Genomic DNA, 26,813 nt, shown 5'->3' with positions numbered 1-26,813 from the left:
CTTGAGCGTCGTCTCGAACCGTCTCGGTGCCTGCGAAGCTGCAACCAGGCTTCGCGACATTGTCCGTAGTTTGCGCCGCTTTAGCAATGCTTCGCTTAGCAACCGCGTGACAGCGCTGTCAATATCGCTTGTGTACCAGACTGCCTATGCTATGAGCGAACCATGGGACGGAAACGCATCAAGCCAGGCAAAGTGCGCCTGACCGAAGTTGCGGCGTTGGCGGGCGTCAGCCCGATCACGGTGTCACGCTTCTTCCGTAATCCCGACACCGTCTCGGCCGGCCGCCGGCTGCGGATCGAGAGCGCCGCGAAGGACCTCGGCTACGTCCCGAACCTGGCTGCCCGTGCGCTCGCATCGCAGCGCACCGAGGTGATTGGCGTGCTGATACCTTCGCTGACCAACAACGTGTTCTCCGACGTGCTGCGCGGCATCTACGATGCGTTCGAAGGCAGCCGCTACAGCATCCAGCTCGCCAACACCCGCTACAGCCTGCTGCAGGAGGAGCGCCTGCTACGGCTGTTCCTGATGCAGAAGCCGGCCGGCCTGATCGTCACCGGCGTCGATCAGACCGCCGAGGGCCGGGCCATGGTTCAGGCCGCCGACTGCCCGGTCGTGCAGATCATGGAGCTCGGCCCGGAGCCGGTCGACATGATGATCGGCTTCTCGCATGTCGACGCTTGCCATGCGGCAATATCGCATCTTCTCGCCCAGGGCTGCCGGCGTATCGGTTTCCTTGGCGCGCGCATGGACCCCAGGGTGCAGCGCAGGCTTCAGGGCTATCAGAACGCGATGAAGGAGGCCGGCCTGTTCGAGCCGCGCTTCATCGTCACGACCGCCGTTCCAACCTCGACGACCCTGGGCGGCAGCCTGTTTTCCGATCTGCTGCTGAAGGCCCCGGACCTCGATGCGGTGTTTTGCGCCAATGACGACCTCGCGCTCGGCGTGCTGTTCGAGTGCCAGCGCCGGCATATCGCCGTGCCGGAACAACTCGCGCTCGTCGGCTTCAACGACATGGAATTCATGGCCGCCGCCGTGCCCACGCTGACCAGCGTTCGCACCAATCGTTACGAGATGGGGCTGCGCGCGGCTCTGATGATCATGGACGAGATCGAAGGGCGTGTCGTCGCCGAGCGCGTCGTCGATCTCGGCTTCGAGGTGATCGAGCGGCAGAGCTCGGCCCTGCAGAGGCCATCTGCGGCGCTGCAGCCGACGTCGGGCCGCGCCTCGGGCACAAAATGGTAGCGCAACCAAAATTGTTGATCTAGAAACACGCCAACGGGACAATGTTGATCGAAAGACGTAGGCGACGTGAGAGGCCGGCCGATGCATCTGATGATGGCAGCCTCACCTCGTGCCATTGCGCCTTAGCCAGGGAGCCCGGACAGTCGTCACGCTGCACTGCGGGAGGAACGAATGACAAAATCAAATGGACATGCCGGCAACGGCGCTGACAAGAGCCGCAAGCTGCGCTCCCAGGCGTGGTTCAACGATCCGCACAATCCGGGCATGACTGCGCTGTATCTCGAGCGCTATCTCAATTACGGCCTGACCCGCGCCGAGCTGCAATCCGGCAAGCCGATCATCGGCATCGCACAAACCGGCAATGATCTGTCGCCCTGCAACCGGCATCACCTCGAGCTGGCACACCGTGTGCGCGAAGGCATCCGCGCCGCCGGCGGCATCGCGATGGAGTTTCCGACCCATCCGATCCAGGAGACCGGCAAGCGTCCGACTGCGGCATTGGACCGCAACCTCGCTTATCTCGGCCTTGTGGAAATCCTGTTCGGTTATCCGCTCGACGGCGTCGTGCTGACCACCGGCTGCGACAAGACGACGCCGGCCTGCCTGATGGCAGCCGCCACCGTGAACATTCCGGCGATCGTGCTGTCAGGCGGACCGATGCTGAACGGCTGGCACGAGGGCCAGCGCACCGGCTCCGGCACCGTGGTGTGGAGGTCGCGTGAGCGGCTCGCCGCCGGCGAGATCGGCTATGAGGAATTCATGCAGATCGTGGCGTCGTCGGCGCCGTCGGTCGGGCATTGCAACACCATGGGCACGGCCTCGACGATGAATGCGCTGGCCGAAGCGCTCGGCATGTCCCTGCCCGGCTGCGCCGCCATTCCCGCTCCCTATCGCGAGCGCGGCCAGATCGCCTACGAGACGGGCGAGCGCATCGTCAACATGGTGTGGGAGGACCTCAAGCCGTCGGACATTCTCACCCGCAAGGCGTTCGAGAACTGCATCGTCGCCAACTCGGCGATCGGCGGTTCGACCAATGCGCCGATCCACATCAACGCGCTGGCCCGCCATGTCGGCGTCGAGCTCGACATCGACGACTGGCAGAAGGTCGGCCACGACGTGCCGCTGCTCGTCAACATGCAGCCGGCCGGCTTCTATCTCGGCGAGGAATTCCATCGCGCCGGCGGCGTGCCGGCCGTGATCGGCGAGTTGATGCGGCACAAGCGCATCCACGAGGACGTCATCACCGTCAACGGCCGCAGCATGGGCGACAATTGCCGCGCCGCGCCGAAGCCCGACAATGACGTGATCTGGTCGTACGACAAGCCGCTGGTGAAGGACGCCGGCTTCCTGGTGCTGCGCGGCAATCTGTTCGATTCCGCGATCATGAAGACCAGCGTGATCTCCAAGGAGTTCCGCGACCGCTATCTCGTCAACCCGAAGGACCCGAACGCGTTCGAAGGCCGCGCCATCGTGTTCGAGGGGCCGGAGGACTATCACGACCGGATCGACGACGAGTCCCTGGCGATCGACGAGCACTGCGTGCTGTTCATCCGCGGCGCCGGTCCGATCGGCTACCCCGGCGGTGCCGAGGTCGTGAACATGCAGCCGCCGGCGGCGCTGATCAAGCGCGGCATCCTGTCCCTGCCCTGCATTGGCGACGGCCGCCAGTCCGGCACCTCGGGTTCGCCCTCGATCCTCAACGCCTCGCCGGAAGCCGCCGCCGACGGTGGCCTTGCGATTCTCAAGACCGGCGACAAGGTGCGCATCGACCTCAACAAGGGTTCGGCCAACATCCTGATCTCCGATGAGGAGGTTGCGAAGCGCCGTGCGGAGCTGAAGGCCAAGGGCGGCTTCCCGCATCCGGCCAACCAGACGCCGTGGCAGGAGCTCTATCGCAACACCGTCGGCCAGCAGGCCACCGGCGCCTGCATGGAGCTGGCGACGCGGTACCAGAACATTGCTGGCACCGTCGGCGTGGCACGGCATAATCACTAGACAGGCCGCGCAAAGCCAGCCACCGTCATTGCGAGGAGCGAGGCGACGAAGCAATCCAGGGTCCTCGTCCGGCCCGGGGTCGCTCCGCGTTCGCACTGCGAGCTAACGCAAACACGTCGCTGCGCTCGCGTGACACAAGAAAATCAGATTGGATTTCCAGGGAGACCCCATGTCCGACCGCCTCAAGGGCAAACGCGCCTTCGTCACCGCCGCCGCCGCCGGCATCGGCCGGGCCTGCGCCATCGCCTTCGCACGGCAAGGCGCCACCGTGTTCGCCACCGACATCGACGAGAAGGGCCTCGCCGGCTTGAAGAGCGAGGGCATCGCCGAGGTCGCGACGCTCGACGTGCGCAACACCGCGGCGGTCAATGCCATGGCCGAGCGGGTCGGCAAGGTCGAGATCCTGCTCAACGCCGCCGGCTTCGTGCACAACGGCACCATCCTCGATTGCTCCGACGACGACTGGGACTTCTCGTTTGACCTCAACGTCAAGTCGATGCACCGCACGATCCGCGCCTTCCTGCCGAAAATGCTGGATCAGGGCGGCGGCGCGATCGTCAACATCGCCTCCGCCGCCGGCGTCGTGAAAGCGGCACCGAACCGCTACGTCTATGCCGCCACGAAGGCCGCCGTCGGGGCGCTGACCCGCTCGGTCGCTGCCGATTTCGTCGGCCGGAAGATCCGCTGCAACTGCATCTGCCCCGGCACCATCGAGACGCCGTCGCTGCTCGGACGCGCGGCTGCCGCCGGCCCGAACGGGCTCGAGATGTTCATCTCGCGCCAGCCGATGGGCCGGCTCGGCACCGCCGAGGAGATCGCACATCTCGCGGTGTATCTGGCCAGCGACGAGAGTGCGTTCACTACCGGCGTCGCACACACGATCGACGGCGGCTGGACGATGTAAAACTCTCTGTCATTCCGGGGCGCGCGTCAGCGCGAGCCCGGAATCCATAACCACGATCGTGAGTATGGATTCCGGGCTGGTCGCTCCGCTCCGCCCGGAATGACGGCAAGGATTGCAACGGGGGAAACGACCATGAACCACATCGATCTTGCCAACCGCTGCGCCGTGGTCACCGGCGGCGCGCAAGGGTTCGGCCGCGCGATCACCGAGCGCTTCAAGGCCTCGGGCGCGAAGGTTGCGATCTGGGATCACGACATCGCGCTGGCCGAGAAAACGGCAACAGAGATCGGCCCGGAGGTGCTGGCGCTGCAGGTCGACGTGACCGACACCAAAGCCGTCGAGGGCGCGCGCGATGCCACGCTGGCGGCGTTCGGAACCATCGACATCCTGGTCAACAATGCCGGCATCGCCGGCATCAACAAGACCGTGTGGGAGACCGACCTCGACGAGTGGCGCAAGGTGCTGCGCATCAATCTCGACGGTCCCTTCATCTGCGCCAAGGCGATCGTGCCGGCCATGCTGAAGCAGGGCTATGGCCGCATCGTCAACATCGCCTCGATCGCCGGCAAGGAAGGCAATCCGAACGCCGCGCACTACTCGGCGTCCAAGGCCGGGCTGATCGCGCTGACCAAGTCGCTCGGCAAGGAGCTGGCGCAACACAACATCACCGTCAATGCGGTGACCCCGGCCGCGGCGAAGACCGCGATCTTCGACCAGATGACCGAGACGCACATCAACTTCATGCTGTCGAAGATCCCGAAGGGCCGCTTCGTGCTGGTCGAGGAACTCGCCGCGCTGGTGGCGTGGCTCGCGTCCGAGGAGTGCTCGTTCTCGACCGGCGCGGTGTTCGACATCTCCGGCGGCCGCGCGACTTATTAGTTGACGATTGGGCTTCGTGGGGTGGGCAAAGGCGCCGTCGCAGACGGCGACGTGCCCACCGTCAGCCTTTCGTGTGAAGATGGTGGGCACGGCGCGCGAGAGATTTGCGTCACACGGGCTGCACGGCCTCGCGCCTTTGCCCACCCTACACATCCTGCAGCAGGCCGAGATTCGGAATCATGGAGGCGCGCATGACGACCCATCACGGCGGATGCTTTTGCGGCGCAGTGCGATTCCAGTGCACGGGCGAGCCGATCAATGTGCGCATCTGCCACTGCCGCAACTGCCAGCTGTCGACCGGCGCACCGTTCTTTGCCCGGGCGCTGTTTGCGCATGACGCGCTGACGATCACCGGGGACACCGCGCGATATCCCTCCTCCGATGCGCTCGACCGGATGTTCTGTCCGCGCTGCGGCACGAGGATGTTCTCCTGGCGCCACACCCGCCCGGTGGTCGGCGTCGCGCTGGCCTGCTTCGACGATCCTGGAGCGTTCGCACCGACCGAGCACATCTGGGTCTCGACCAAGATCGCCTGGGTGCAGATCAACGACGGACTGCCGCAATTTCCGGAGAATCCCACGTAGCATCCGGGAACCGCCGTCCCCATGTAAGAGGGTCAACCGCGTCCGGAACCTCGATCCTTGAATATCTCGCTTTACGGCATCTCCGTCTGGATCCTGCCGATCATCATCGCCATCACCTTCCACGAGGCGGCGCACGCCTACGTTGCCCTGCGCTTCGGCGACGACACGGCGTTGAAGCTCGGTCGCGTCAGCTTCAACCCGATCCGGCACATCGACCCGTTCGGCACGATCCTGCTGCCGGGCATGCTGCTGCTGTCCGGATCGCCGTTCCTGTTCGGCTATGCCAAGCCCGTCCCGGTGAATTTCCGCGGCCTGCAGCCGCTGCGGACCGGCATGATCATGGTGGCCCTGGCGGGACCGGCAACCAACATCGCGCTGGCGCTCGCGGCGGCGCTCGCCTTCCACATCCTGCCGCTGGTGCCGGCCGACGGCGCGCCGTGGGTTGCCCGCAATCTGCTCAATGCATTTTCCTTCAACATCCTGCTGGCGGTGTTCAACATGCTCCCGATACCGCCGCTCGACGGAAGCCGGATTTTGGTCGGGCTGCTGCCGGGGGTCCTGGCGCGGCCATTTGCCCGGCTCGAGCCGTATGGCATGCTGATTCTGATCGGAATTTTGATCTTGTTGCCCCTGGCAGGTTCCCAGTTCGGTCTTAATCTTGATTTTGTGTCAAGGCTGCTCCGCGCCACGACCGATTCTCTCCAGCAACTGCTTCTGCTATTGACGGGTAACGCATAAGTCTCTCGCATCAGGGACGGTAAACGAGCTCCGAGGCACTCTTGGTCAAAGCCGCTGACATGATGATCGCGCGCCGCGCCGATACGCGCGCCCGCGCCGATTTCGCGACCTGGAAGATGATCGCCAAGCTGAACGGCGCATCCGGCCTGCCGCCGGCGGCGCAGGAGTTCCTGGCGAGCTACAAGACCCGTCTCAACGACGTGACGGAGCACGAGGCGACCGAGGCCACCATCCGCGAGATGTACAAGGCCTATTATGCCGAGATGGGCGGCGGCGGCGCGCCGCCGGAGGTCAAGCCGGTCAAGGCCGAGCCGGTGACCGACAACGTCACCGCCTTCCGCAAGCTACCGCCGAAGCCCAAGGCGGCGCAGAGCGGCCAGATCTCCCAGCGCAGGCTCCCGGCCGTGCTGATCTTCGCCGGCCTGTGCGTGGTCTATGTCGGGGTCAGGCTGCTTTGGCCGTAAGGCGCGCGGCCGGCAACGGCGCGAAAGCCTCAGGCCTTCTTGCCGGGCGGGAAATTCACGACGATCGACAAGGGAATCTCGTCGTCTGCGGCCCTAGCCGGCGGCTTGGGGAACGGATCGGACCGGCGCACCATGGCGACGGCCTCGCGGTCGTAATCCGGATCCCCGGATGATTGGGTCACGTCCACCGCGAGCACGTTGCCGCGCCGATTGAGCGTGAACGTCACCCGAACGCTGCCGCCCTTGGTCTTGCCGGCCGGATATTTCTGGTTCTTCTTGACGATGAGGCTGAGCTTGCGCTGCCAATCGGTGGTCAGCGGATCGCGGTCCTTGCCGATGCCGTTCGGATCGGGCGCCTTGACGCGGTCGGCTTCGGGCACCTTAACGTCGAGCGTCTTGCGCGTCGAGTCCTCGGCCGCGGTGTGAGCCTCCGACGCGTTGGTCTCGACGACGGCGACCTTCTCCTCCTCGGTAGGCTCCTTCACCGCAGTCGGTGACACCCGCTCGTCGGCTTCCTCGGTGGTGGTCGGCAGGCCCTTCTGCAGATCGGCCTGCTCGGTCTCGGCCTTCTGCTCGGGGGTGGCGACCGAGGCCACGTCGGCAACGGAATCAACACCCGTCTGCAGATCGGACGGCTCGACCTTTGGCGCTGCGATTTCGACGTCGATGACATCGGCCGCGACGCCGAGTCCGCCGCCGTCCTCCTCCACGCTTGCCCTGGTCAGGGCGAACGCCACGCCGCAGACGTGCAGAACGACGGCGACCAGGGCTGCGATCAGCCAGGCCGCGCGCGACGTGGTTGGTGATTGGTCGAGGTCGCTCATCCCGGGTACATCGAATTCGGTGATATCGATCAGGGTTGTGCCGCCGGAGCGGCGTCGCCGGTGGTGCCCGGCACACGTTCCAGCGCCACCAGCTTGAACTTGTAGCCCGCCCCGCGCAGCAGCTCCAGCACCTCCATCACCTCGCCATAGGGCGCGGCGCGATCGCCACGCAGGAACACCGTGCGATCGTCGGCGGCGTGGTCAGCCATCGCCTTGTTCAGCTCCGCCAGCAGATCGACCCGCTTCACCGGCGTCTCGCCGATCGCGAGCGTGAGGTCCGGCTTGATCGACACGTAGGTCGGCTTGTCCGGCTTCTTCTGCGGCGTGGCGCTGGAGGACGGCAGATCGATCGGCAGGTCCACGGTCGACAGCGGCGCCGCCACCATGAAGATGATCAGAAGCACCAGGATGACGTCGATGAACGGCGTCACGTTGATGTCGTGGGTCTCGTCGAAATCATCGTCGAGATCGGCTTCGGAGAGCGAGACGGCCATTGCCTGCTACTCCGCCGCGCGCGCGTGAACGCTGCCGTGGCTGCGGTCGAGATCGCGCGACAGCAGCCGGCCGGCCGCGCCAGAGGCGCGGTTGACCTGCTCGAGATAGCCCTTCGTGACGCGCGAGAAGTGGTTGTAGATGATGACCGCCGGGATCGCGGCAGCCAGTCCGATCGCGGTCGCCAGCAGCGCTTCCGCAATGCCCGGCGCGACCACCGCGAGGTTGGTGGTCTGCGATTTCGAAATGCCGATGAAGCTGTTCATGATGCCCCAGACGGTGCCGAACAGTCCGACGAAGGGCGAGATCGCGCCGACGGTCGCCAGCAGGCCCATGCCGACGCGGACGCGGCGCGCCTCGGCGCGGACGATTTCGCTGAAGCTCGATGCCGCGCGCTCCTTGATGCCCTCGTCGCTGGCGAGCCCTGCCGACAGCCGCGCTTCGGCAATCGCAGCCTGCAACAGCACGGCCGCGACGTTGCCGGATTGTTTCCTGCCCTGCCCGAGCGCGACCTGCGCTTCGGCCAGCGATTTCGCGGCCGTCAGCTTGCGCAGCGCGCCGCCGAGCTTGCGGCGCAGGACCGAGAATTCGATGCTCTTGGCGATCAGGATCGTCCAGCTCGCCACCGAGGCCAGCGCCAGCGCGATCATGACGGCTTTGACGATAATGTCGGCCTTGAGAAACATGCCCAGCGGCGACAGCTCGTCGAGCCCGGTGGTAATCGACTTTCCGGTGCGGGCGCCGTTCTCCGTCCCCGGTTGCGATGCCGTCGCAACAGCCTGATTTGCCGGGGCCGCCTTGGCATCGCCCGGCGCCTGCACGGAGACGTCGGTCGAAATTGCCGGGGCTGACTGCGCAATCTGCTGGGCGGCCGCGGGCGCCACGGTCGATGCCGCCAGATACGACAGGACGATGAGCCGAACGAGGAACGATGTCATGTCCATATCTCGGCCCACTATACCTCGGCCCATTGCCGGATCAGATTGTGATAGATGCCGGTCAGCTTGACAGCATCGGGATCATCCCTCCCGAGACGGTCCGTCAGACTCTGGATCGCCGTGTCCAGATCGAAGATCATGCTCCGGATATGGGCATCCCGTACCATGCTCTGCATCCAGAAAAAAGAGGCGACCCGGGCGCCCCTGGTCACCGGCGTGACCATGTGAAGGCTCGACGACGGGTACAGCACCGCATGCCCCGCCGGCAACTTGACTTCGTGTGAGCCATAGGTGTCCTCGATCACAAGCTCGCCACCGTCATAGGTGTCCGGCTCGGCCAGGAACAGCGTCATCGAGATGTCGGTGCGGATGCGCAGGCCCGTGCGCTGGTCGCCCCGCACGGCGTTGTCGACATGGATGCCGAAATGATCGCCGCGCGAGGCGGTGTAGCGGTTGAACAGCGGCGGAAAGATCTGCAGCGGGATCGCCGCGGAGAGAAAGCGCGGGTTCTTGGTCAGCGCGGTGATGATTCGCTGACCCAGCATCCGCGCCGCCTCGCCGTCCGGCGGCAACTGCTCGTTGCGCTTGACCATGGCCGATTGCGCCCCGGCCGTGGAACGGCCATCCTCCCAGTCCGCCGCATCCATGATGCGGCGGAATTCGGCGACTTCGTCTTTGGACAGCACGTCCGGGATGCAGATCAGCATGTTCAGAACTTCGCAGTGGTGATGATGTAGAAGGCGCGACCCGGGGCGACGGCGACGAACGGCACCGCGCTCCGATACAGCGTGTCGTAATAGAGCTTGTTGGTCAGGTTCTGCGCATAGAGCTTCATCGTCCAGTTCTTGTCGATCTGCTTCTCGACGAAGGCGTCGAACCGCCAGTAGCTCGGCAGTTCGTTGCCGGTGTTGGCCGCGAAGGTGCCGCCATAGACCTTGGAGCGGTACACCGCCGTGCCGCCGATCTCCCAGCCATTGTCGAGCTTGTACTTCGACAGCATGCTGAAGGACTGGTGGGCGATGTTGGCGAGCTGCAGGCCGATGTTGGAGGCAATGCCGCTCTGCGTCACCTTGGACTGCATCAGCACCAGGCCGCCGAAGATGCTCCAGCGGTCGGTCAGCTTGCCTTCCGCCTCGATGTCGATGCCCTGGATGCGGTAGGCCGCGCCGGAGGTGAGCAGGTTGTTGACCGTCTCGCGCGCATTGTCCTTGGTGGTCTGGAACAGCGCGGCCGAGACCAGCAGGTGACGATCGACCAGCTCCCATTTCGTGCCTAGCTCGGCCGCCTTGTTGCGCTCCGGCCCAAGCAGGATGAGGCTGTTGGCGGGCACGCCGCCGTAATCGGTGCCGGTGGCGTCGAGCTCGGAGCCGAACGGATTGGCCGACGTCGCATAGGCGGCGTAGATGCTGCCGATCGGCATCGGCTTGTAGACCACGCCGACATTGTAGTTCACCAGGTCGGCGTTCATCTTCAGATAGCTGGTGTTGTTCGACGAGCCCATGTTGTAGCCGTCGTAACGCACGCCGCCGTTGACGATGATCGTATCCCGCCAGTTGGCGGTATCCATCACATAGACACTGTTGGTGTTGACGCCGTAGCGCGTCGGATTGCCCGTCAGCGAGGGTAGCGTCGTGTACTGCCTGTAGGTGTACTGCGGCGAATAGAGATTGACGCCAGTGACAGCGGAGGTACTCGTCGAGCCGGCGCCGAACAGCTCCGCCGCCAGACCGGTGTAACGGTCGATCGAGATGTTCTCGTTGGAAAACTCGGTGCCGACCACCGCGGTGTGCTTCACGCCCCACGTATCGAGCTTGAAAGTGGCGTCGTTCTGGTTGGCCCACACGTCGACGGTCTGAAAGCGGCTCTGCGTGCTCGCCGTCGTGGTCCAGAGCAGCGGATTGGAGCTGGTCGTGTTCGGGTTCTGCGGCAGCGTGCCGATGTAGTTCAGCACCGAGTTTTCGCCGCGGAACTTGCTCGTGAGCGTGATCGCCTCGTTGACCTTGTACTCGGCCGTGGCCGTGCCGAAATCCTGCCGCGCCGTCTGGAAGTCGCGGTTGAGGAAGCCGTACCAGGTCCCGCGCGGTATGCCCGCCGAGGTCACCGGCACATTGCCCTGCTTGTAGTAGGGCACGCCGAAATCTGGATAGCCGGAGAGATCGGTGTGGACGTAGTTGGTCGTGATCTTGAGATCCTCGAGCGGCGTCCACTTGGTCGAGAGGAAGGCGCCCCAGCGGTCGTCGGTGACGAAGTTGCGCCCGGCGACGTTGGAATCCTGAAACAGGCCGCCGGTGCGCACCGCAAAGGTCGGCGAGATCGTCTGATTGACGTCCAGCGTCACGCGCTTCTGCTGGTCGGTGCCGAACTCGGTGTCCATCCGCTTGAAGTTGGTGTCGCCGGCCTGCTTGGTGACGATGTTGATGGCGCCGCCGGCGGTGCCGCGGCCGGCGTAGGACGAGGCTGGACCGCGCAGGATCTCGATCTGCTCGGTGAAGAAGTTCTCGCGGATCGACACGGCGGGATCGCGGATGCCGTCGATGAACACGTCGTTGCGGGCATCGAAGCCGCGGATGAAGAAGCGGTCGCCGAAGGCGTTGCCGCCCTCGCCCGAGCCCAGCGTGACGCCGGCGGTCGAGCGGCCGATCTCCTTCAGCGCCGTGACGTGCTTGTCGGCAAGCACCTCCTTGCTCATCACCGTGATCGTCTTCGGCGTGTTCAGCAGCGGCTCGGGAAACTTGCCGGACGCCTGGACACGGTTGACCTTGTACGGCTCGGCGGCGTCGGCATAGGGGTTGGCGTCGGGAGCCGCGAGCCCGCCCGCGTTCGGGAAGGCCACGGCAGCCTGCTGTGCGCCCTGCTGGCGTGCCGCGCGGCGCAAAGCATTGCGGGCCCGGACCTGATCGGCGGTCGGCTTGGAGGACGTCGGCTTGGCGCGCGCGATCGGCGCATCCACGTTGACCGGCGGCAGGTCGGATGCGGGCTGCGCTTCCGCAGACGACACCGAGGCCACGGCCATCAGGCCGGCGACTGCCGATACTTTGGTGACGAGGGCCCCTTCTCCTCGTCCGTCAACGACCTTCATCGCTGCGCCCTCGCGCAGCGAACGCGGTGCTCTCACATGTCCCATCGAATTCACACGCCCCAGATTTTTCATTCCACATCGCGAACGCGGATCATTCGCGTTGCAACGATGCGTCGTTGGTATCGGGCGTGTTTCAGGAGTGCAATTTGAGGAGCCCTAATTTGGCCTTGAATAGTTCCAGATCAAAACAATTCTAAATACGATCAACTAACAACAGACGGAACTTGAAATCGTTCTAAACAGCGCGAGCCGACTCGCGCTGCCGAACAATCGCTCATCATCGTGCAACCGCATCACTTCGACGCATCGGCCGCATCGTCGCTGCTCGGCGGCTTCATCAGCGAGAACAGCTCGTCGACGGTCTGCACGGCGATCTGACGCACGCGATCGGAATCATCGATGCCGGCAATCCGTACGCCCTTCACCACGGCCCTGATCTCGTCGCGGAAATCGGTCAGGAACCGCAGCGGATCACGCTGCTCGTTGGCGACGCGCGCGATCAATCCTGTCACCAGGATCTGGCACGCGAGCATCTTTCCATTCAACTCTTCCATCGTCCGCTCCACGTCTCGTTGCCATCGCACGCCGAATCATCCGCGTGTCGGACGATGCAGCTGTGCTCGGTTGAATTCTGCCGATTGCCGACGCGCCGTCACGGCCGCCGGAGTCATCCGCTTCTAATCAGCTCTCATCGGCCGCGACAAGACGGCGACAATAGGTCGAAGCATCACCTGGTGACGGAATCGAACAGCGGTGATCGCCTGCGAGACCATCGCGTCTCCCAGGTTGTGCATCGGACTGGAGCCGCGCGTCGCCAGCGAAGCGGGCGTCGAGCCTGGCGCTGACCCCGCAAGCGCCCGTCTCGCACAAAGGATGTTGTTTAACTCAATAGCAACCAAAGATCAGCGTGCGTGACCAACGCGGCGCCGAGCAGGCTACTTGGCCACCACGCCGGTGTCGGCGTCGGACAGCGCCTTGATGCGCTCCTTGATCTCGCGGAGCGTGGCAAGGCTGGTTGCAACCACGTCGTCCGGAATGCCCCGCAGAACGTCGCCCGCGATGGCATCACGCAGCTCGTCGAGATCGTCGACGAGCTTGCGGCCCGCCGCGGTGAGGTAGACGCGATTCGCGCGCCGATCCCGGGGATCATGCCGGCGCTCGAGGAGGCCCTGCTCCACCAGCCGGTCCAACAGGCGAACCAGCGAAATCGGCTGCAATTCCAGCACTTCTGCGAGATCGACCTGTGACAACCCCTCCTGCGCGCGGAGCCGAAACAGCACCACCCATTGCGCGCGCGTCGTGCCGCGTTGTTTGGCACGATGATCGATATAGTTGCGCAGAATGCGCGAGCTTTCGACAAGCTGCGTGACGAGCTGCCGTCGTTGATCCAGCGACATGGCCGTGCAGTCCTCGGGTCCTCGAAGCTTGCGAATTGTTTAGGTTTGTCCACGCGCTCGTGTGTTTACACATTAATTGCGTGCGTACTATATCTGGGCGGCTGGGAATGGTTTTAAAGACCGGTTATCTTGTTCGTCTCAGCATACGGGCCAGCATGAAAACATCTCGAACCATCACATGGATCCTGCTGGTCGCGGCTCTCGGCGGCGCCGGCTATTACGGCTGGCAGCGTTATCAGGACGCAGACGCAGCGAAGAAGACCGCCGCACAAAAATCGGGGCGGCCGCCTGCCGTTCGGGTATCGACCGCGCCGGTCGAGAAGACCGATTTCCCGGTGTTCCTGACCGGCCTCGGCACCGTGCAGGGCTTCAATACCGTGCAGGTGCGCAGCCGCGTCGACGGCCAGATCAACCGGATCGCCTTCACCGAAGGCCAGCTGGTGAACGAAGGCGACCTGCTGGTCGAGATCGATCCGCGGCCCTATCAGGCGGCACTCGACCAGGCCAAGGCGAAGCGGGCGCAGGACGAGGCCAACCTCAACAACGCCACGCTCGACCTGCAGCGCTACACCAAGCTCGGCGAGTTCGCGACCCGGAAGCAGGAAGACACCCAGCGCGCCACCGTCGAGCAGTTGACGGCCCAGGTCGCCGCCGACGTCGCCGCCATCTCCAACGCCCAGACCCAGCTCGGCTACACCCAGATCAAGTCGCCGATCTCCGGCGTCGCCGGCCTGCGCCAGGTCGACATCGGCAACATCGTCACCGCCTCGAGCCAGACCGCCATCGTTTCGATCGCCCAGATCGAGCCGATCGCGGTGATCTTCACCGCGCCCGAGGAGCAGCTGCCCTACATCAATGCGGCGCAGAAGGCCGAGCCGCTGAAAGTGATCGCCTTCACCACCGACGGCAAGAAGCAGCTCGCCGAAGGCAAGCTGATGGTGGTGAACAACCAGGTCGACACGAGCAGTGGAACAATCCGGCTGAAGGCGGTGTTCGACAATAAGGACCACGTGCTGTGGCCGGGCCAGTCGGTGTCGACCCGCCTGCTGGTGCGGACCTTGAAGGACGCAACGGTGGTCCCGGACGATGCGGTCCAGCATTCGACCAGCGGTCTCTATGCCTACACGGTGAGCCAGGACAGCAAGGCCGAGCTGCGCAAGGTGAAGGTGGGCGCCTCGATCGACGGCCGCACGGTCGTCGAGGAGGGTCTCACCCCGGGCCAGCAGGTGATCACGGGCGGTCAATACAAAGTGCAGCCAGGCTCCGTCGTGACCACCGCAGTGGCCAGCTCGGATCCGGCGCCAGCTAAGGTCCGACAGGAATGAACGGCGGCGGCATCTCGGCACCTTTCATCAAGTACCCCATCGGCACCTCGCTGCTGATGGCGGGCATCCTCTTCATCGGCTTGGTCGCCTACCCGCTGCTGCCGGTCGCGCCGCTGCCGCAGGTCGACTTTCCGACGGTCCAGGTGACGGCCAACCTGCCGGGTGCCAGCCCGGAGACGATGGCGACGTCGGTCGCCCAGCCGCTGGAGCGGCAATTCGCCCAGATCCCGGGCATCGCCCAGATGACCTCGACGAGCTACCTGGGCACCGCTGCGATCACGATCCAGTTCGACCTCAACCGCAACATCGACGGCGCCGCCAACGACGTCCAGGGCGCGATCAACGCCGCCGCCGGCCAGCTGCCGAAGAACCTGCCGTCGCCCCCGACCTACCGCAAGGTCAACCCGGCCGATTCCCCGATCCTGCTGCTGTCGGCGACCTCAGAGACACTGCCGCTGACTGCCGTCAGCGACGCCGTCGACGCCGGCCTCGCCCAGCAGATCAGCCAGATCTCGGGCGTTGCCCAGGTGATCATCGGCGGCCAGCAGAAACCGTCCATCCGCATCCAGATCGATCCGGCCAAGCTCGTCGCCAAGGGCCTGTCGATGGAGGATGTGCGCAGCCAGATCGCAATCACCACGGTCGACGCCCCCAAGGGCAACATCGACGGCGAGCGGCGCGCCTACACCATCTACGCCAACGACCAGCTCACCGACTCGAAGGACTGGAACGACGTCATCATCGCCTACCGCAATGGCGGGCCATTGCGCATCCGCGACATCGGCCGGGCCGTGACCGGCGCCGAGGACGCCAAGCAGGCGGCCTGGGCCAACGGCAAGCGCGGCGTGTTCCTGGTGATCTTCAAGCAGCCGGGCGCCAACGTCATCGAGACCGTGGACCGCATCAAGGGGCTGCTGCCGCGGCTGGTCGCGGCGATCCCGCCGGCGATCAAGATCGACCTCATCTCCGACCGCACCACGACGATTCGCGCCGCGGTGGAAGACGTCCAGTTCACGCTGATCCTGACCATCTTCCTGGTCGTCATGGTGATCTTCGTCTTCCTGCGCAGCTTCTGGGCCACAGTGATTCCGACGATCACGGTGCCGCTGGCGCTGCTCGGCGCCTGCGCCATGATGTGGGGCGTCGGCTACACGCTCGACAATCTGTCGCTGATGGCGCTGACGATCGCGGTCGGCTTCGTGGTCGACGATGCCATCGTCATGCTCGAGAACATCTCGCGCTATGTCGAGGAAGGCGAATCGCCGATGGCCGCCGCCTACAAGGGCGCCAAGGAGATCGGCTTCACCATCGTCTCGATCTCGATCTCGCTGGTCGCGGTGCTGATCCCGCTGCTCTTGATGGGCGGCATCATCGGCCGTCTGTTCCGCGAGTTCGCGGTCGTGCTGGCGATGACCATCTTCGTCTCGATGGTCGTGTCGCTGACGCTGACGCCGATGATGGCGTCGCGCTTCCTGCGCAACGAGCACGCCGTCCAGCATGGCAGGTTCTACAAGTGGAGCGAAGCCGCCTTCGACGGGTTGCTGCGCGCCTACGAAAAGGGCCTCGACCTCGCCTTGCGCTGGCGCTTCACCACGCTGATGGTGTTCTTCGCAACGCTGGGCCTCTCGGTCTACCTGTTCATCCTGATCCCCAAGGGCTTCTTCCCGCAGCAGGACGTCGGCCTGATCACCGCGACCTCGGAAGCTTCGCAGGACATCTCGTTCAAGGCGATGCAGTCGCGCCAGGAGGCGCTCGCCAAGATCGTGCTGGCCGACCACGACGTCGCCAGCATCGCGATGAACATCGGCGGCTCCGGCCGCGCCGGCAACAACGGCAACATGTTCATCACGCTGAAGCCCCGCGAGGAGCGCGAGGCAACCGCACAGCAGATCATCGCCCGGCTGCGGCCGCAGCTCGAGAGGGTCGAAGGCGCGCGACTGTACATGCAGGCGGCGCAGGACATCCGGCTCGGCGGCCGGCCATCCCGCACCCAGTTCGAGTTCACGCTGCAGGATCCCAACACGGCCGAGCTCAACGAATGGGCGCCGAAGATCCTGGAGAAGATGCGCTCGCTGCCGCAGCTGCGCGACGTCGCCACCGACCAGCAGGCCGACGGCACCACCGTGCAGCTCGCCATCAACCGCGACACGGCCGCGCGCTACGGCATCACGCCGCAGCTGATCGACGATACGCTGTATGACGCGTTCGGCCAGCGCCAGGTCGCGCAGTACTTCACCCAGCTGAACTCGTATCGCGTGATCCTGGAGATCCTGCCCGAGCTGCAGGGTAATCTCGACACGCTCAACAAGCTCTACGTGAAATCGCCGACGACCGGCGACCAGGTGCCGCTGTCGACCTTCGCCGACTGGACCACGGCGCCGGTTCGGCCCCTGTCGATCAGCCACCAGGGCCAGTTCCCGTCGATCACGATCAGCTTCAACCTCGCCCAGGGCGTCGCGCTCGGACAGGCGACCGATGCGGTGAAGCAGGCGATGGTGGAGATGAACGCGCCCTCGACGTTGAATTCGAGCTTCCAGGGCACCGCGCAGGCCTTCCAGCAGTCGCTGTCGACCGTGCCGCTCCTGATCCTCGCGGCACTCGTCGTGGTCTATCTGATCCTCGGCATTCTCTACGAGAGCTACATCCACCCGATCACGATTCTCTCCACCCTGCCGTCGGCCGGTGTCGGCGCGCTCGCGATCCTGATGATGTTCGGCTACGAGTTCAGCCTGATTGCGCTCATCGGCGTGATCCTGCTGATCGGCATCGTGAAGAAGAACGGCATCATGATGGTCGACTTCGCCATCGCCGCCGAGCGCGACCAGCACCTGGCGCCGGAACAGTCGATCCGCCAGGCCGCCCTGCTCCGCTTCCGCCCGATCATGATGACCACCATGGCCGCGCTGCTCGGCGGCGTGCCGCTGATGCTCGGCAACGGCACCGGCTCAGAGATCCGCCAGCCGCTCGGCTACGCGATGGTCGGTGGACTGATCTTCAGCCAGATGCTGACCTTGTTCACGACGCCGGTCGTCTACCTCTATCTCGACCGCGTCAACAACGCCTTCGCACGCTGGGGCCGCGCCCATATCGACCACGAGCCCGAGGCTGCGGCCGCTGGCCCGGTCAAGGAAGCGGCGGAGTAATCCGCCGCTCCGACCTGCGGGTTACTGCCGGGCCATCTCGGCGTTGCCCACGCTCTCATTGTCCAGGCTCTGCTCGGTCTGCATCATCACCGTGACGTGCGACAGCCGTCCGGTGAAGGCGAACGGCGCCGCGTAGTCCGACACCGGGCTGCCGCGGTCGTGGCCGATGTCGAGTCCCGACCAGGAGATCAGCGTGTGGAAGGCGAGCTGCGTCGTCAGCGCACCGGCCTCCTCGCCATCGATCAGCAAGGTGTATTGGCTCATGCCAGTGCGCGCGCCCTTGGCCGGCTCGCTCTCGCGCCTGAGGCGCTCGACGCGCAGGCCGAGGCGATGGGCGCCCGCCGGCACCGGACGCGTCGAGCGGACGATCTCATGGCGGCCGCCGATGTTGAGATCGTGCACGAGACGGCCGTCCTTGACGTAGAGGCTGTAGCCTGACGTCGCATCGCCATGGGCGATCAGCACGCCGCTCGTGCCTTCATCGATCTCGACATGGGCCTCGATCAGGTAGTCGCGGCTGCGCACATCGGGCGCGACGTCGGTCGGCACATGGCCCATGCCGGCGTGGAACGTGAAGCGCGTGCGCGCGCCGTGGAAGCGCGCGGCGTTCTCGGCGAAGCGCGGACCGAAGCGGTCATCGAGCGGCAGCACCTGGTGCGCCTCGGCCTGCTCCCACCACAGCTTCACCAGCGCGGCGAGCCGCTCCGGCTCGGCGGCGGCGAGATCATGCGTCTCGGAGAAATCCTGAGCCAGATGGAACAGCTCCCATTTGTCGTTGTCGAACGGCGTGCCCGAGGGGTGGAAGGCGACCGCCTTCCAGCCGTCGTGCCAGAGCCCGCGATGACCGAACATCTCGAAATACTGCGCGGCCGGCTTCGACGGCGCAGCCGCATCGGTGATCGAGGCCGCGAAGCTCACGCCTTCGAGCGGCATCTGCGGCACGCCCGCGATCGTGGCCGGCGGCGCGATGCCGATCAAGTCGAGCAGGGTCGGCACGAGGTCGCAGGCATGGACGAACTGATGGCGGACTTCGCCGCGCGCGGCGATCGCCCGCGGCCATGACAGGATGAAGGGATCTCGGATGCCGCCGCCATGGGTGTTCTGCTTGTAGCGCCGCAGCGGCGTGTTCGATGCCATCGCCCAGCCGTGCGGAAAGTTAGAATGCGTGTCCGGGCCGCCGATGTCGTCGATGCGCGCGAGTTTCTCGGCGATCGGCTCCGGCTTGAAGTTGAACGGCCCCATCGCGTTGACGAAGCCGAGCGGCCCGCCCTCCTGGCTGGCGCCATTGTCGGACATCACGATGACCAGCGTGTTGTCGCGCTGGCCGGTCTTGTCGAGGAACGCCAGCAGCCGCGCCAGGTGCTGATCGGCATGATCGAGCATGCCGGCAAAGGCCGATTGCAGCCGGGTGAAGACGCGCCGCTCATCGTCGGAATGCGTCTCCCAGGCCTTCACGCCGTCATTGCGCGGCGGCAGGTCCGTCGTCTCCGGCACCAGCCCCATCGCCTTCTGCCGCGCCAGCCGCTGCTCGCGCTCGGCGTCCCAGCCCTGCGCGAACACCGGGTCGTAGCTCTCGATGATCTCGCGCGGCGCCTGATGCGGGGCGTGGCAGGCGCCGAGCGCAAGCCAGGTCAGCCACGGCAATTCAGGCCGGTCGGCGCCGTGATCGGCGATGAAGCGGATCGCCTGGTCGACGAGATCTTCAGTCAGGTGATAGCCGTCGGCGTAGCTGCCGGGCGGCGGAACATGCGTGTTGTCGAGCACGAGCTCCGGCGCATATTGGTCGGTCTCGGCATCGAGGAATCCATAGAAGCGGTCGAAGCCGCGGCCGAGCGGCCAGCCATCGAACGGCCCGGTCGCGCCGCTCTCGGTCAGCGGCGTCACGTGCCACTTGCCGACCATGTAGTTGCGATAGGCATGGGCGCGCAGCATCTCGGCCAAGGTCCCCGCCTCGCGCGCGATCTTGCCGCGATAGCCGGGATAGCCGGAATCGAAATTGGCGAGGCAGCCGACGCCGACCGAATGATGGTTGCGGCCGGTCAAGAGCGCCGCGCGCGTGGTCGAGCACATCGCGGTGGTGTGGAAACCTGAATAGCGCAGCCCCTGCGCCGCGAGCGCGTCGATCGCGGGCGTGCGGATCGGCGAGCCGTAGCAGCCGAAATCGGAGAAGCCGACATCGTCGAACAGCACGATCAGGATGTTCGGCGCGCCCTTGGGCGGCTGCGGCGGCGCCGGCCACCACGGCTTGGAGTTCGCGATCGTCCTGCCGATCGTGCCGCCGAAGGCTGGCTCGCTCATGGCTCGTCCTCCCTGTCGCTCGCGTCCTCGCCGCATCGCGGCCGGCGCTACTCTGTTTCGCTCTGCATCGGGTCGCAGCGTCATGCCGGACGGGCCGGCACGCTTGCTCCGAATGATAATCATAATTATGATTATGGTTCCAGAGGGAGAGCGCGCCATGCCCCAGCGCAGCGCACAGGTCGACCTGCCCGGCGTCACGCCGTCGCGGCAGCAGCGCAGCCGTGAGACGACGAAGGCGCTGTTCGCAGCCGGCGCGGAGCTGTTGTGCACGCGCAGCCTGGCGGAGCTCTCGATCAGCGACCTCTGCGCCCATGTTGGCGCCACGGTCGGCGCCTTCTACAGCCGGTTCGACAGCAAGGAGGCCTATTTCAACGCCCTGCTCGCGCTGACCCTGAGCGACGGCCGCGAGCAGTTGCTGAAGCTGCCGCACGCCGATGCGGCATCCGGAGGCGATTCTGACGAACGGTGCCGGCTGCTGGTTCGCGCCATCGTGCTGTGGATGCGCCGGCACAAGGGCGTGCTGCGGGCCGCCCTGGTGCGGAGCGAGCACGGGGCCAACAACTGGACCGGGTTCAAGGACCTCGCGCAGGCGCTTTCGGCGCGCGCGACCACTGTCCTGCTCTCCGTGGTGCACGGCCCGGCTCCGGCGCGACGGCGCTCCGGAACGGCCGACGAGCGGCGCACGGTCGCCTTCGGCGTGCAGGTGGTGCTCGGCACGCTGGTCAACGCCATCCTCAACGATCCCGGCCCGCTGTCGATCGACGATGACGAGATCGCCGACCGGCTCGGCGAATGCCTGCTGCTGCTGCTTCACGTCGGTTCTCCGCCCCGGCCGCAACGGCCGCGGGCTGGCCGCAAGCGTTAGCGAGATGGTCCTGGGTCAGCCGATCCGGTCAGCCGCGCCAACCGGCCCAGAAGCCCGCCGCCGCCACCGGCAAACCGTGTTGGAAATCCGTCATCCAGCGGCTTGCCAAAGCCTTGGACATGCGGGTAGAAGGACGCGTCGTCGCCGCCGCGCTGTGTCGCGGGCGGCTCGCAGGACGGTGCCAGACAGTTCAGCAATCCATTGAAACTGCACGGCAATCCGTTTGGGGAATGGTGTAACGGTAGCACAACAGACTCTGACTCTGTTTGTCTTGGTTCGAATCCAGGTTCCCCAGCCAGCTTGATCTCGGCGTGACAGCCCGCACCTCATCCTCGTGACCTCTTTCAATCCCGGCCGGTCTGGCACGCACGCCTGATCGCCGGCCTCCGCATCACCCCGCTGGTGCTCCCGCCTGTTCGGCGCTCGTTAACCTCTGCGCATTGCGAATCGGCGAGAACGGAACAACCATTCCGAGCGTCGGACCGCGTCTGAGGAGGACGGCACTTGCAAAGCAGCGTCGGCTCGCGGGCCTTTCAGAACGCACGTCACCAGAAGCGGGCCAAGAAGCAGGCCGAGGTGCTGTTGCCGGCCGCGATCAAGGCCTATCGCGAGGGCCGGCATCCGGAGGCGCAGGCGCTGTGCCGGCAGATCCTGCAGGACCTGCCGGAGCATTTCAGCGCCCTGCATCTGCTCGGCGTGTCCGAGCGGGAGTGCGGCCGGTTCGATCAGGCCGTGCTGCTCCTGACGCGGGCCGTCGAGATCGACCCGCGCTCGGCCGATGCCCAGTCCGATCTCGGCGTGTCGCTGTCCCGGCTCGGCCGCCACGAGGACGCGCGCGCCCGCTTCGAGCGCGCCATCGCGCTCAAGCCGAACTTCCCGACCGCGTTCACGCATCTCGGCAATGCGCTGATGAGCCTGTTCCGTTTCGACGAGGCGATTTCGGCGCATGACCGCGCCATCGCGCTGAAGGCCGATTATGCCGAGGCCTACGCCAATCGCGGCATGGCGCTGATGTTCACGAGCCGCAACGCCGAGGCCGGCCAGAACTTCGACCGCGCGCTGTCGCTGCAGCCGCGGTTGCTGTCCGCGCTGTTCGGCAAGGCCGTCGCCAGCATGAACCTGCGGGATTTCGACGCCGCGCTGACCGCGCTGAATGCAGCGCTGGCGATCAATCCGAAGGCGGCCGCCGTGCTCGCCCAGCGCGGGCGGGCGTATCAGGAGTTGGGCAAGTTCGACCAGGCGGAAGCCGATTTCGACGCCGCGCTCGCCCTCGAACCGCTGCTGGAAGTCGCACTTTGCGGCAAGGCCGAGATGACCCTGGTCAATGGCAACATCGCGCTGGCGATCTCGGTCACCAACAAGGTGCTGGCACAGAACCCGAACTCGGAGATCGCCTGGACCCTGCTCGGCGTCTGCGCCGCGGCGCAGGGCGACACCGCCGCGGCGATCGACCATTACGACCGCGCGCTGGCGATCCGGCCGAACCATGAGGACGCGATCACCAAGAAGATCTTTGCGCTGGATTTCCTGCCCGATACCGGGGTGGAACGTCTGCAGGCTGCGCGGAGATATTGGTGGGAGGCGATCGGATCGCGGATAGAACGCCGCGCGCTCGGCGTGCGAAACTTCGACCCGGACCGGCGGCTCGTCGTGGGCTACGTCTCGTCCGATTTCCGCGACCATTCGGCGGCCTTTGCCTTCCTGCCGATCTTGCGCCACCACGACCGTGCGAAGTTCGAGATCCTGGCGTATTCCTGTTCGCCGATGAAGGACGCCAAGACCGAGCTCTGCCGCTCGCTTGTCGATCGCTTCGTCGACGCCTCGCTGTGGAGCGACGACCGGCTCGCCGATCAGATCCGGGACGACAAGGTCGACATCCTCGTCGACCTCTCCGGGCATTCCGCGGGCCACCGGCTCACGATGTTTGCGCGCAAGCCTGCCCCGATCCAGGTCTCGGCCGTCGGCAGCGTCACCGGCACGGGCCTGCCCGTGATGGATTATCTGCTGGCCGATCCGGTGACGATCCCGGCCGAGGTCCGGCATCTGTTTGCCGAGAAGATCTACGACCTGCCGTCGCTGATCACGATCGAGCCGCCGCCGCCGATTCCGCCATCGCCGCTGCCGATGCTGCGCAACGGCCACGTCACCTTCGGCGCGTTCAACCGTATCGACAAGCTTTCCGAGCCCTGCCTCGCGCTCTGGTCGCAACTGCTGGCGGCGACGCCGGGCTCGACCATCGTCGTCAAGAACCACTCGCTGAGCGATCCCCTGCTGCGCGACCGATTGATTGCGCGCTTCGTCGCTCACGGCATTGCCGCTGAGCGCGTCCGTTGTGAAGGAAAGACGACGCGCCAGGAGCATCTTGCGATGTTCGCCGACATCGACATCTCGCTCGATCCGTTCCCGCAAAATGGCGGCATCTCGACCTGGGAGTCGCTGCAGATGGGCGTGCCCGTCGTCACCAAGCTCGGCAGCGGCCCCGCCGCCCGCGCCGGCGGCGCGATCCTCAAGGCGATCGGCCTCGACGACTGGGTCGCCGACGACGATGCCGGCTATCTCGCAACGGCGCTGGATTTCTGTTCCCGGCCCAGCGAGCTCGCCGCGCTGCGCGCCGAGTTGCCGAGCAGAATCCTGAACTCGGCCGCCGGCGACGGCGCGCTCTACACGCAGCATGTCGAACAGGCCTACCGCACGTTCTGGCACGACTATCTCGCGAAGGTGACGATCAGGACCTGAGCGTTCACGGCGCCGAAGCGCAGCCGGCCGAAACGTCTGTGGCATTGCCCCCGCGGCCGCATTCCGCTCTGGTCCGCCACGGCGCTACGCTGTGCGGCCGGTCACAGTTTTAACCCGGCATTCACCACGATCCTGAGCCCGCGGGAACGATGCAATTTGCATCAACTTGTTCGGACGAGGAGACGGGACATGAGCAAGCTGCAGGATCTCGAAGACCAGATCATGCGAGCCGAACGGCTCGAGCGGAGCATCACCGACATGCTCACCATCGAGCGGCTGCGCCAGTTCGCCGCCGAGTGCCGGCGCGAAGTCGAGCGGCTGTCGCATCGCCCGCGCTGTGCGGCCTGATCACGCGTGCAGCCATCGCGCGGCGGAGCCGATGACAATGTGCGTTCAGGAGCAGGTTGTGACCATGTTGGTGCACAGCTGCCGGGTCCAGCCGATCCCCTTCTTGACGCGGACCTTGGCGAACGCACCGGAGCAGCCGAGCAGTTCGACGGCCTGATCGCCGCTCGCATGGGGATCGAGCTTCGGGCTCGCCGTGTCATGGTCGCGGTAGATGACCGCGCCGTTCTGCAGCCCGCTCGCGCCGACGACGCTTCGGTGCACGAAGCCCCGCCCCTGAAAGATCACGCTCTCCCGGTCCTGGTCGACATCGATCAACGTCGCCCGGTCGATCTCGAACCAGTCGTCCTGCTGCGCCGTCAGATGCACGACGATCCAGCCATTGCTGGTCGGGTTCTTCAGCGCCGCGACGATACTGCCGCCAGGAGCGGCCCGCACATTGGCGCCGTGCGGATCCTGATCGGTGATGTCGACAGCGACGTTGCACGCCTCACGCACCGCCCCTTGAGCCGAGGCGTAGCCGGGGACCGCGAGCAGCGCGGCGAGCAAACAGACCATCTTGTGCATCATCACAGCGTTCAATCCTGACCAAGGTCCGAATTGGTCGCCGACGCGGCTTCGAAGTTCAACCTGCAGAATGCCGGCATGCCACCCGCGAAGCGTCCCAAACGCCAAACTCGGGGCGCGCGCCCAGGCGGATCAGGCTCAGGCGTTGGATGGACTGCCGGCAGAGGCCGTGCCCGGCCGATCGGACGCAGCGTTGCCAGCGCACGCTGATGCGACCAACGCGCTTCGCTTCGATGTGCCGCCGCACCTCTTCTCGTCGATGTCTGCCCGTCGGGCTGGCGATCATGGAACAGCCCTTGCGCCGCCGGGCAAATCGCATTCATTTTCTTGCGCGCCCGCGCTCGTCATGAGGCGCTTCGCGATCGTTGCGGATGCGGAGTGCGGGATTCGATGGCACGTAGGCATTGCGGGACGCGGCACGATCCGACACCGTGCGTAGCGATCCTGGCGGAAAGCTTGGTCACATGCGTGAACGCCCCTCCTCCCGCCTGCTGGTGCTCGATCCCGAGGACCGGCTACTGCTGTTCAAGTTCGTGCACATCGCGGGCGCGCTGCAGGGGCAGCAGTTCTGGGCGACGCCGGGCGGCGGGCTCGATCCCGGCGAGAGCTACGAGGCGGCGGCCTGCCGCGAGATGTTCGAGGAAACCGGCATCCGGATCGAGCATCCCGGGTCCCAGATCGCCCGCCGGTTGGTGGCCTTCACCATGGTCGATGGCGAGCAAGTCAGCTCGGACGAGCGCTACTTCCTCGTCAGGGTGTCGAGCACCGACATTGCATCGACGCATTGGACCGAGCTGGAACGCGCCGCGATCGCGGCCCAGCGCTGGTGGCATCCGGCAGACCTCACGGCGACGACTGAGCAGGTCTTTCCCGAAGACATTGTCGAGCTGCTCAAGCGAGTGGGCGCCTGGTAAGGCAGCGGCGTGCTACAGCCGCCCGCCCGCCAGCGCGGCGGCGCGCGGCCGGCCGATGTCGTCGATCGCACTGGGCATCGGCGCGACCGGAAAGATCGCATTGATCTGTCCGGTGCCGGACGACGGGAAGAACGGCGTCACGACCTCGACACCGCGGTCATAATGGTTCCAGCCGAGCGCGCCGAGCAGCATGGCGGTGTCGTGCATGAAGCCCTCGCCGTGACCCTTGCTGGCGTATTCCGGCAGCATGTCGCAGAAGTCGGGCCACTCGGCCTGCTCCCACATCTGGATCACCTCGTGGTCGAGCCGCTCCAGGAACGGACTGAACATCTTGTCGCGATATTCGTCGGTCGTGCCGTTCTGCGCGAAACGGTGGCTGAGGGAGCCCGAGGCGAAGAACGCCACCGTACCGTCGTAATGATCCTCGACGGCGCGGCGGAACGCCCAGCCGAGCTTGGCGCTGTCGGCGAGATAATGCGAGGTGCACAGCGCCGACACCGAGACCACCTTGAAGTGGCGGTCAGCGTTCATGTAGCGCATCGGCACCAATGTGCCGTACTCGAGCGCGAGCGACGTCGCGGCATGCGCCATGGTGGCGACGCCGTGGTCGTTGGCGCCCTTTGCCAGGATATGGCCGAGCTCCGGATTGCCGTCGTATTCGTAGGTCATGTTGGCGATGAAATGCGGCAGTTCGTTCGAGGTGTAGAGCCCCTGGAAATGCGGCGCGCAATTGATGTGATAGCCGGCATTGACCAGCCAATGCGTATCGAACACGACGATGGTGTCGACGCCGGCCTCGCGGCAGCGCCGCCCGATCTCGAGGTGACCATCGATCGCCGACTGGCGCTTGCCCTTGGCCGGCCCATCGATCTCGCTGAGATACATCGAGGGCACATGCGTGATCTTGGCCGCCAATGCGAGCTTGCCCATTGCCTCGTCTCCCTTCACGTCGTTCCCCCGGTCCGGCATCGCCGACCGCTTGCTTGACCGTCAGATTAGCCGGGCAGCCCAGCGAAAAAAAGGGCCGCAATCGCGGCCCTTTTGCCTATCGAAGCCGCCGCTGTCACATGATCATGGGACAGCG

At 65.6% G+C, this 26,813-nt stretch carries 23 protein-coding genes and 1 tRNA gene; 14 read left to right on the top strand and 10 right to left on the bottom strand.

What is annotated here, in order from left to right; genetic code table 11:
- Positions 1-162 precede the first annotated feature (162 nt).
- The 7 genes from ACQR07_RS17345 (at position 163) to ACQR07_RS17315 (ending at position 6,806) form a co-directional block, all read left to right on the top strand.
- The gene (locus ACQR07_RS17345; RefSeq protein ID WP_434903451.1) at positions 163-1,242 is read left to right on the top strand and encodes a LacI family DNA-binding transcriptional regulator; all 1,080 of its coding nucleotides are present in this window, start codon (positions 163-165) and stop codon (positions 1,240-1,242) included.
- 171 nt (positions 1,243-1,413) lie between these two features.
- The gene (locus ACQR07_RS17340) at positions 1,414-3,237 is read left to right on the top strand and encodes an IlvD/Edd family dehydratase (protein ID WP_434903450.1); all 1,824 of its coding nucleotides are present in this window, start codon (positions 1,414-1,416) and stop codon (positions 3,235-3,237) included.
- Positions 3,238-3,406: 169 nt separating this feature from the next.
- Entirely contained in the window at positions 3,407-4,141 is a 735-nt protein-coding gene (locus tag ACQR07_RS17335) for an SDR family oxidoreductase (protein WP_434903449.1), read from the top strand.
- A 132-nt stretch (positions 4,142-4,273) separates the two neighbouring features.
- Positions 4,274-5,020, top strand: coding sequence for an SDR family NAD(P)-dependent oxidoreductase (locus ACQR07_RS17330; RefSeq protein ID WP_434903448.1), 747 nt, complete (start codon positions 4,274-4,276; stop codon positions 5,018-5,020).
- A gap of 191 nt (positions 5,021-5,211) precedes the next feature.
- Complete coding sequence (locus tag ACQR07_RS17325) at positions 5,212-5,604, top strand: GFA family protein (protein WP_434903447.1); 393 nt, start codon at positions 5,212-5,214, stop codon at positions 5,602-5,604.
- Positions 5,605-5,661: 57 nt separating this feature from the next.
- Positions 5,662-6,342, top strand: coding sequence for a site-2 protease family protein (locus ACQR07_RS17320; protein WP_434903446.1), 681 nt, complete (start codon positions 5,662-5,664; stop codon positions 6,340-6,342).
- A gap of 59 nt (positions 6,343-6,401) precedes the next feature.
- Positions 6,402-6,806 (top strand): hypothetical protein, encoded by a 405-nt coding sequence (locus ACQR07_RS17315; RefSeq protein ID WP_434903705.1) that lies wholly within the window; start codon positions 6,402-6,404, stop codon positions 6,804-6,806.
- Between the two features lie 29 nt (positions 6,807-6,835).
- On the opposite strand, the gene ACQR07_RS17310 is transcribed toward ACQR07_RS17315, so the two are convergent.
- The 7 genes from ACQR07_RS17310 to ACQR07_RS17280 form a co-directional block, all read right to left on the bottom strand.
- The gene (locus tag ACQR07_RS17310) at positions 6,836-7,630 is read right to left on the bottom strand and encodes a TonB family protein (RefSeq protein WP_434903445.1); all 795 of its coding nucleotides are present in this window, start codon (positions 7,628-7,630) and stop codon (positions 6,836-6,838) included.
- A gap of 29 nt (positions 7,631-7,659) precedes the next feature.
- The gene (locus tag ACQR07_RS17305) at positions 7,660-8,124 is read right to left on the bottom strand and encodes a biopolymer transporter ExbD (protein WP_434864517.1); all 465 of its coding nucleotides are present in this window, start codon (positions 8,122-8,124) and stop codon (positions 7,660-7,662) included.
- Positions 8,125-8,130: 6 nt separating this feature from the next.
- Positions 8,131-9,066 carry a tonB-system energizer ExbB gene (gene exbB, locus ACQR07_RS17300; protein ID WP_434903444.1) on the bottom strand — a complete coding sequence of 312 codons (936 nt, stop codon included), beginning with the start codon at positions 9,064-9,066 and terminating at the stop codon, positions 8,131-8,133.
- A gap of 11 nt (positions 9,067-9,077) precedes the next feature.
- Complete coding sequence (locus tag ACQR07_RS17295; protein WP_434903443.1) at positions 9,078-9,767, bottom strand: Fe2+-dependent dioxygenase; 690 nt, start codon at positions 9,765-9,767, stop codon at positions 9,078-9,080.
- A 2-nt stretch (positions 9,768-9,769) separates the two neighbouring features.
- A complete protein-coding gene (locus tag ACQR07_RS17290; RefSeq protein WP_434903442.1) occupies positions 9,770-12,184 on the bottom strand; it encodes a TonB-dependent receptor in 2,415 nt (804 codons plus the stop codon).
- A 248-nt stretch (positions 12,185-12,432) separates the two neighbouring features.
- Positions 12,433-12,693, bottom strand: coding sequence for a hypothetical protein (locus ACQR07_RS17285; protein ID WP_434864521.1), 261 nt, complete (start codon positions 12,691-12,693; stop codon positions 12,433-12,435).
- A 381-nt stretch (positions 12,694-13,074) separates the two neighbouring features.
- A complete protein-coding gene (locus tag ACQR07_RS17280) occupies positions 13,075-13,536 on the bottom strand; it encodes a MarR family winged helix-turn-helix transcriptional regulator (protein WP_434903441.1) in 462 nt (153 codons plus the stop codon).
- Between the two features lie 155 nt (positions 13,537-13,691).
- Between ACQR07_RS17280 and ACQR07_RS17275 the strand changes: the two genes are divergently transcribed.
- Both ACQR07_RS17275 and ACQR07_RS17270 read left to right on the top strand, forming a co-directional pair.
- On the top strand, positions 13,692-14,861 hold the full coding sequence (locus tag ACQR07_RS17275; RefSeq protein WP_434903440.1) for an efflux RND transporter periplasmic adaptor subunit: 1,170 nt from the start codon (positions 13,692-13,694) through the stop codon (positions 14,859-14,861).
- Positions 14,858-18,004, top strand: coding sequence for an efflux RND transporter permease subunit (locus ACQR07_RS17270; protein ID WP_434903439.1), 3,147 nt, complete (start codon positions 14,858-14,860; stop codon positions 18,002-18,004). Before ACQR07_RS17275 ends, ACQR07_RS17270 begins: the two co-directional genes overlap by 4 nt.
- A 21-nt stretch (positions 18,005-18,025) precedes the next feature.
- Here ACQR07_RS17270 and ACQR07_RS17265 read toward each other — a convergent pair whose 3' ends face one another.
- The gene (locus ACQR07_RS17265; protein ID WP_434903438.1) at positions 18,026-20,302 is read right to left on the bottom strand and encodes an arylsulfatase; all 2,277 of its coding nucleotides are present in this window, start codon (positions 20,300-20,302) and stop codon (positions 18,026-18,028) included.
- Positions 20,303-20,459: 157 nt separating this feature from the next.
- Here ACQR07_RS17265 and ACQR07_RS17260 point away from each other — a divergent pair, with 157 nt between their 5' ends.
- The 4 genes from ACQR07_RS17260 to ACQR07_RS17245 all read left to right on the top strand — a co-directional run bounded on the left by ACQR07_RS17260 (position 20,460) and on the right by ACQR07_RS17245 (position 24,251).
- Positions 20,460-21,167: a TetR/AcrR family transcriptional regulator gene (locus tag ACQR07_RS17260; protein WP_434903437.1), complete on the top strand. Its 708-nt coding sequence runs from the start codon at positions 20,460-20,462 to the stop codon at positions 21,165-21,167.
- 224 nt (positions 21,168-21,391) lie between these two features.
- Positions 21,392-21,465, top strand: a tRNA-Gln gene (locus ACQR07_RS17255).
- Between the two features lie 206 nt (positions 21,466-21,671).
- Positions 21,672-23,903 carry a tetratricopeptide repeat protein gene (locus ACQR07_RS17250; protein WP_434903436.1) on the top strand — a complete coding sequence of 744 codons (2,232 nt, stop codon included), beginning with the start codon at positions 21,672-21,674 and terminating at the stop codon, positions 23,901-23,903.
- A gap of 189 nt (positions 23,904-24,092) precedes the next feature.
- Positions 24,093-24,251: a hypothetical protein gene (locus ACQR07_RS17245; RefSeq protein ID WP_434903435.1), complete on the top strand. Its 159-nt coding sequence runs from the start codon at positions 24,093-24,095 to the stop codon at positions 24,249-24,251.
- Positions 24,252-24,296: 45 nt separating this feature from the next.
- Here the strand turns inward: ACQR07_RS17245 and ACQR07_RS17240 are convergent, their stop codons facing one another.
- Entirely contained in the window at positions 24,297-24,806 is a 510-nt protein-coding gene (locus ACQR07_RS17240; protein ID WP_434903434.1) for a hypothetical protein, read from the bottom strand.
- A gap of 473 nt (positions 24,807-25,279) precedes the next feature.
- On the opposite strand from ACQR07_RS17240, the gene ACQR07_RS17235 reads away from it, so the two are divergent.
- Complete coding sequence (locus tag ACQR07_RS17235) at positions 25,280-25,729, top strand: NUDIX hydrolase (RefSeq protein WP_434903433.1); 450 nt, start codon at positions 25,280-25,282, stop codon at positions 25,727-25,729.
- A 12-nt stretch (positions 25,730-25,741) separates the two neighbouring features.
- Here ACQR07_RS17235 and hpaD read toward each other — a convergent pair whose 3' ends face one another.
- The gene (gene hpaD / locus ACQR07_RS17230) at positions 25,742-26,659 is read right to left on the bottom strand and encodes a 3,4-dihydroxyphenylacetate 2,3-dioxygenase (protein WP_434903432.1); all 918 of its coding nucleotides are present in this window, start codon (positions 26,657-26,659) and stop codon (positions 25,742-25,744) included.
- Positions 26,660-26,813: the final 154 nt, after the last annotated feature.

The sequence above is a fragment of the Bradyrhizobium sp. HKCCYLS20291 genome (genome assembly GCF_051167715.1).
In the GTDB taxonomy this organism is placed as follows: Bacteria; Pseudomonadota; Alphaproteobacteria; order Rhizobiales; family Xanthobacteraceae; genus Bradyrhizobium.
The sequence above is the reverse complement of the archived record's forward strand: the minus strand, read 5'-3'. Positions and strand labels throughout refer to the sequence as shown.

Bases quoted from the DNA above. Each gene is read 5' to 3' on its own strand.
- ACQR07_RS17275 (WP_434903440.1), top strand. From the start codon at position 13,692: ATGAAAACATCTCGAACCATCACATGGATCCTGCTGGTCGCGGCTCTC.
- ACQR07_RS17315 (WP_434903705.1), top strand. From the start codon at position 6,402: ATGATGATCGCGCGCCGCGCCGATACGCGCGCCCGCGCCGATTTCGCG.
- ACQR07_RS17265 (WP_434903438.1), bottom strand. From the start codon at position 20,302: ATGAGCGAGCCAGCCTTCGGCGGCACGATCGGCAGGACGATCGCGAAC.
- ACQR07_RS17310 (WP_434903445.1), bottom strand. From the start codon at position 7,630: ATGAGCGACCTCGACCAATCACCAACCACGTCGCGCGCGGCCTGGCTG.
- ACQR07_RS17290 (WP_434903442.1), bottom strand. From the start codon at position 12,184: ATGGGACATGTGAGAGCACCGCGTTCGCTGCGCGAGGGCGCAGCGATG.
- ACQR07_RS17325 (WP_434903447.1), top strand. From the start codon at position 5,212: ATGACGACCCATCACGGCGGATGCTTTTGCGGCGCAGTGCGATTCCAG.
- exbB (WP_434903444.1), bottom strand. From the start codon at position 9,066: ATGGACATGACATCGTTCCTCGTTCGGCTCATCGTCCTGTCGTATCTG.
- ACQR07_RS17305 (WP_434864517.1), bottom strand. From the start codon at position 8,124: ATGGCCGTCTCGCTCTCCGAAGCCGATCTCGACGATGATTTCGACGAG.
- ACQR07_RS17260 (WP_434903437.1), top strand. From the start codon at position 20,460: ATGCCCCAGCGCAGCGCACAGGTCGACCTGCCCGGCGTCACGCCGTCG.
- ACQR07_RS17330 (WP_434903448.1), top strand. From the start codon at position 4,274: ATGAACCACATCGATCTTGCCAACCGCTGCGCCGTGGTCACCGGCGGC.
- ACQR07_RS17245 (WP_434903435.1), top strand. From the start codon at position 24,093: ATGAGCAAGCTGCAGGATCTCGAAGACCAGATCATGCGAGCCGAACGG.
- ACQR07_RS17240 (WP_434903434.1), bottom strand. From the start codon at position 24,806: ATGGTCTGTTTGCTCGCCGCGCTGCTCGCGGTCCCCGGCTACGCCTCG.
- ACQR07_RS17345 (WP_434903451.1), top strand. From the start codon at position 163: ATGGGACGGAAACGCATCAAGCCAGGCAAAGTGCGCCTGACCGAAGTT.
- hpaD (WP_434903432.1), bottom strand. From the start codon at position 26,659: ATGGGCAAGCTCGCATTGGCGGCCAAGATCACGCATGTGCCCTCGATG.
- ACQR07_RS17335 (WP_434903449.1), top strand. From the start codon at position 3,407: ATGTCCGACCGCCTCAAGGGCAAACGCGCCTTCGTCACCGCCGCCGCC.
- ACQR07_RS17235 (WP_434903433.1), top strand. From the start codon at position 25,280: ATGCGTGAACGCCCCTCCTCCCGCCTGCTGGTGCTCGATCCCGAGGAC.
- ACQR07_RS17285 (WP_434864521.1), bottom strand. From the start codon at position 12,693: ATGGAAGAGTTGAATGGAAAGATGCTCGCGTGCCAGATCCTGGTGACA.
- ACQR07_RS17340 (WP_434903450.1), top strand. From the start codon at position 1,414: ATGACAAAATCAAATGGACATGCCGGCAACGGCGCTGACAAGAGCCGC.
- ACQR07_RS17270 (WP_434903439.1), top strand. From the start codon at position 14,858: ATGAACGGCGGCGGCATCTCGGCACCTTTCATCAAGTACCCCATCGGC.
- ACQR07_RS17295 (WP_434903443.1), bottom strand. From the start codon at position 9,767: ATGCTGATCTGCATCCCGGACGTGCTGTCCAAAGACGAAGTCGCCGAA.
- ACQR07_RS17280 (WP_434903441.1), bottom strand. From the start codon at position 13,536: ATGTCGCTGGATCAACGACGGCAGCTCGTCACGCAGCTTGTCGAAAGC.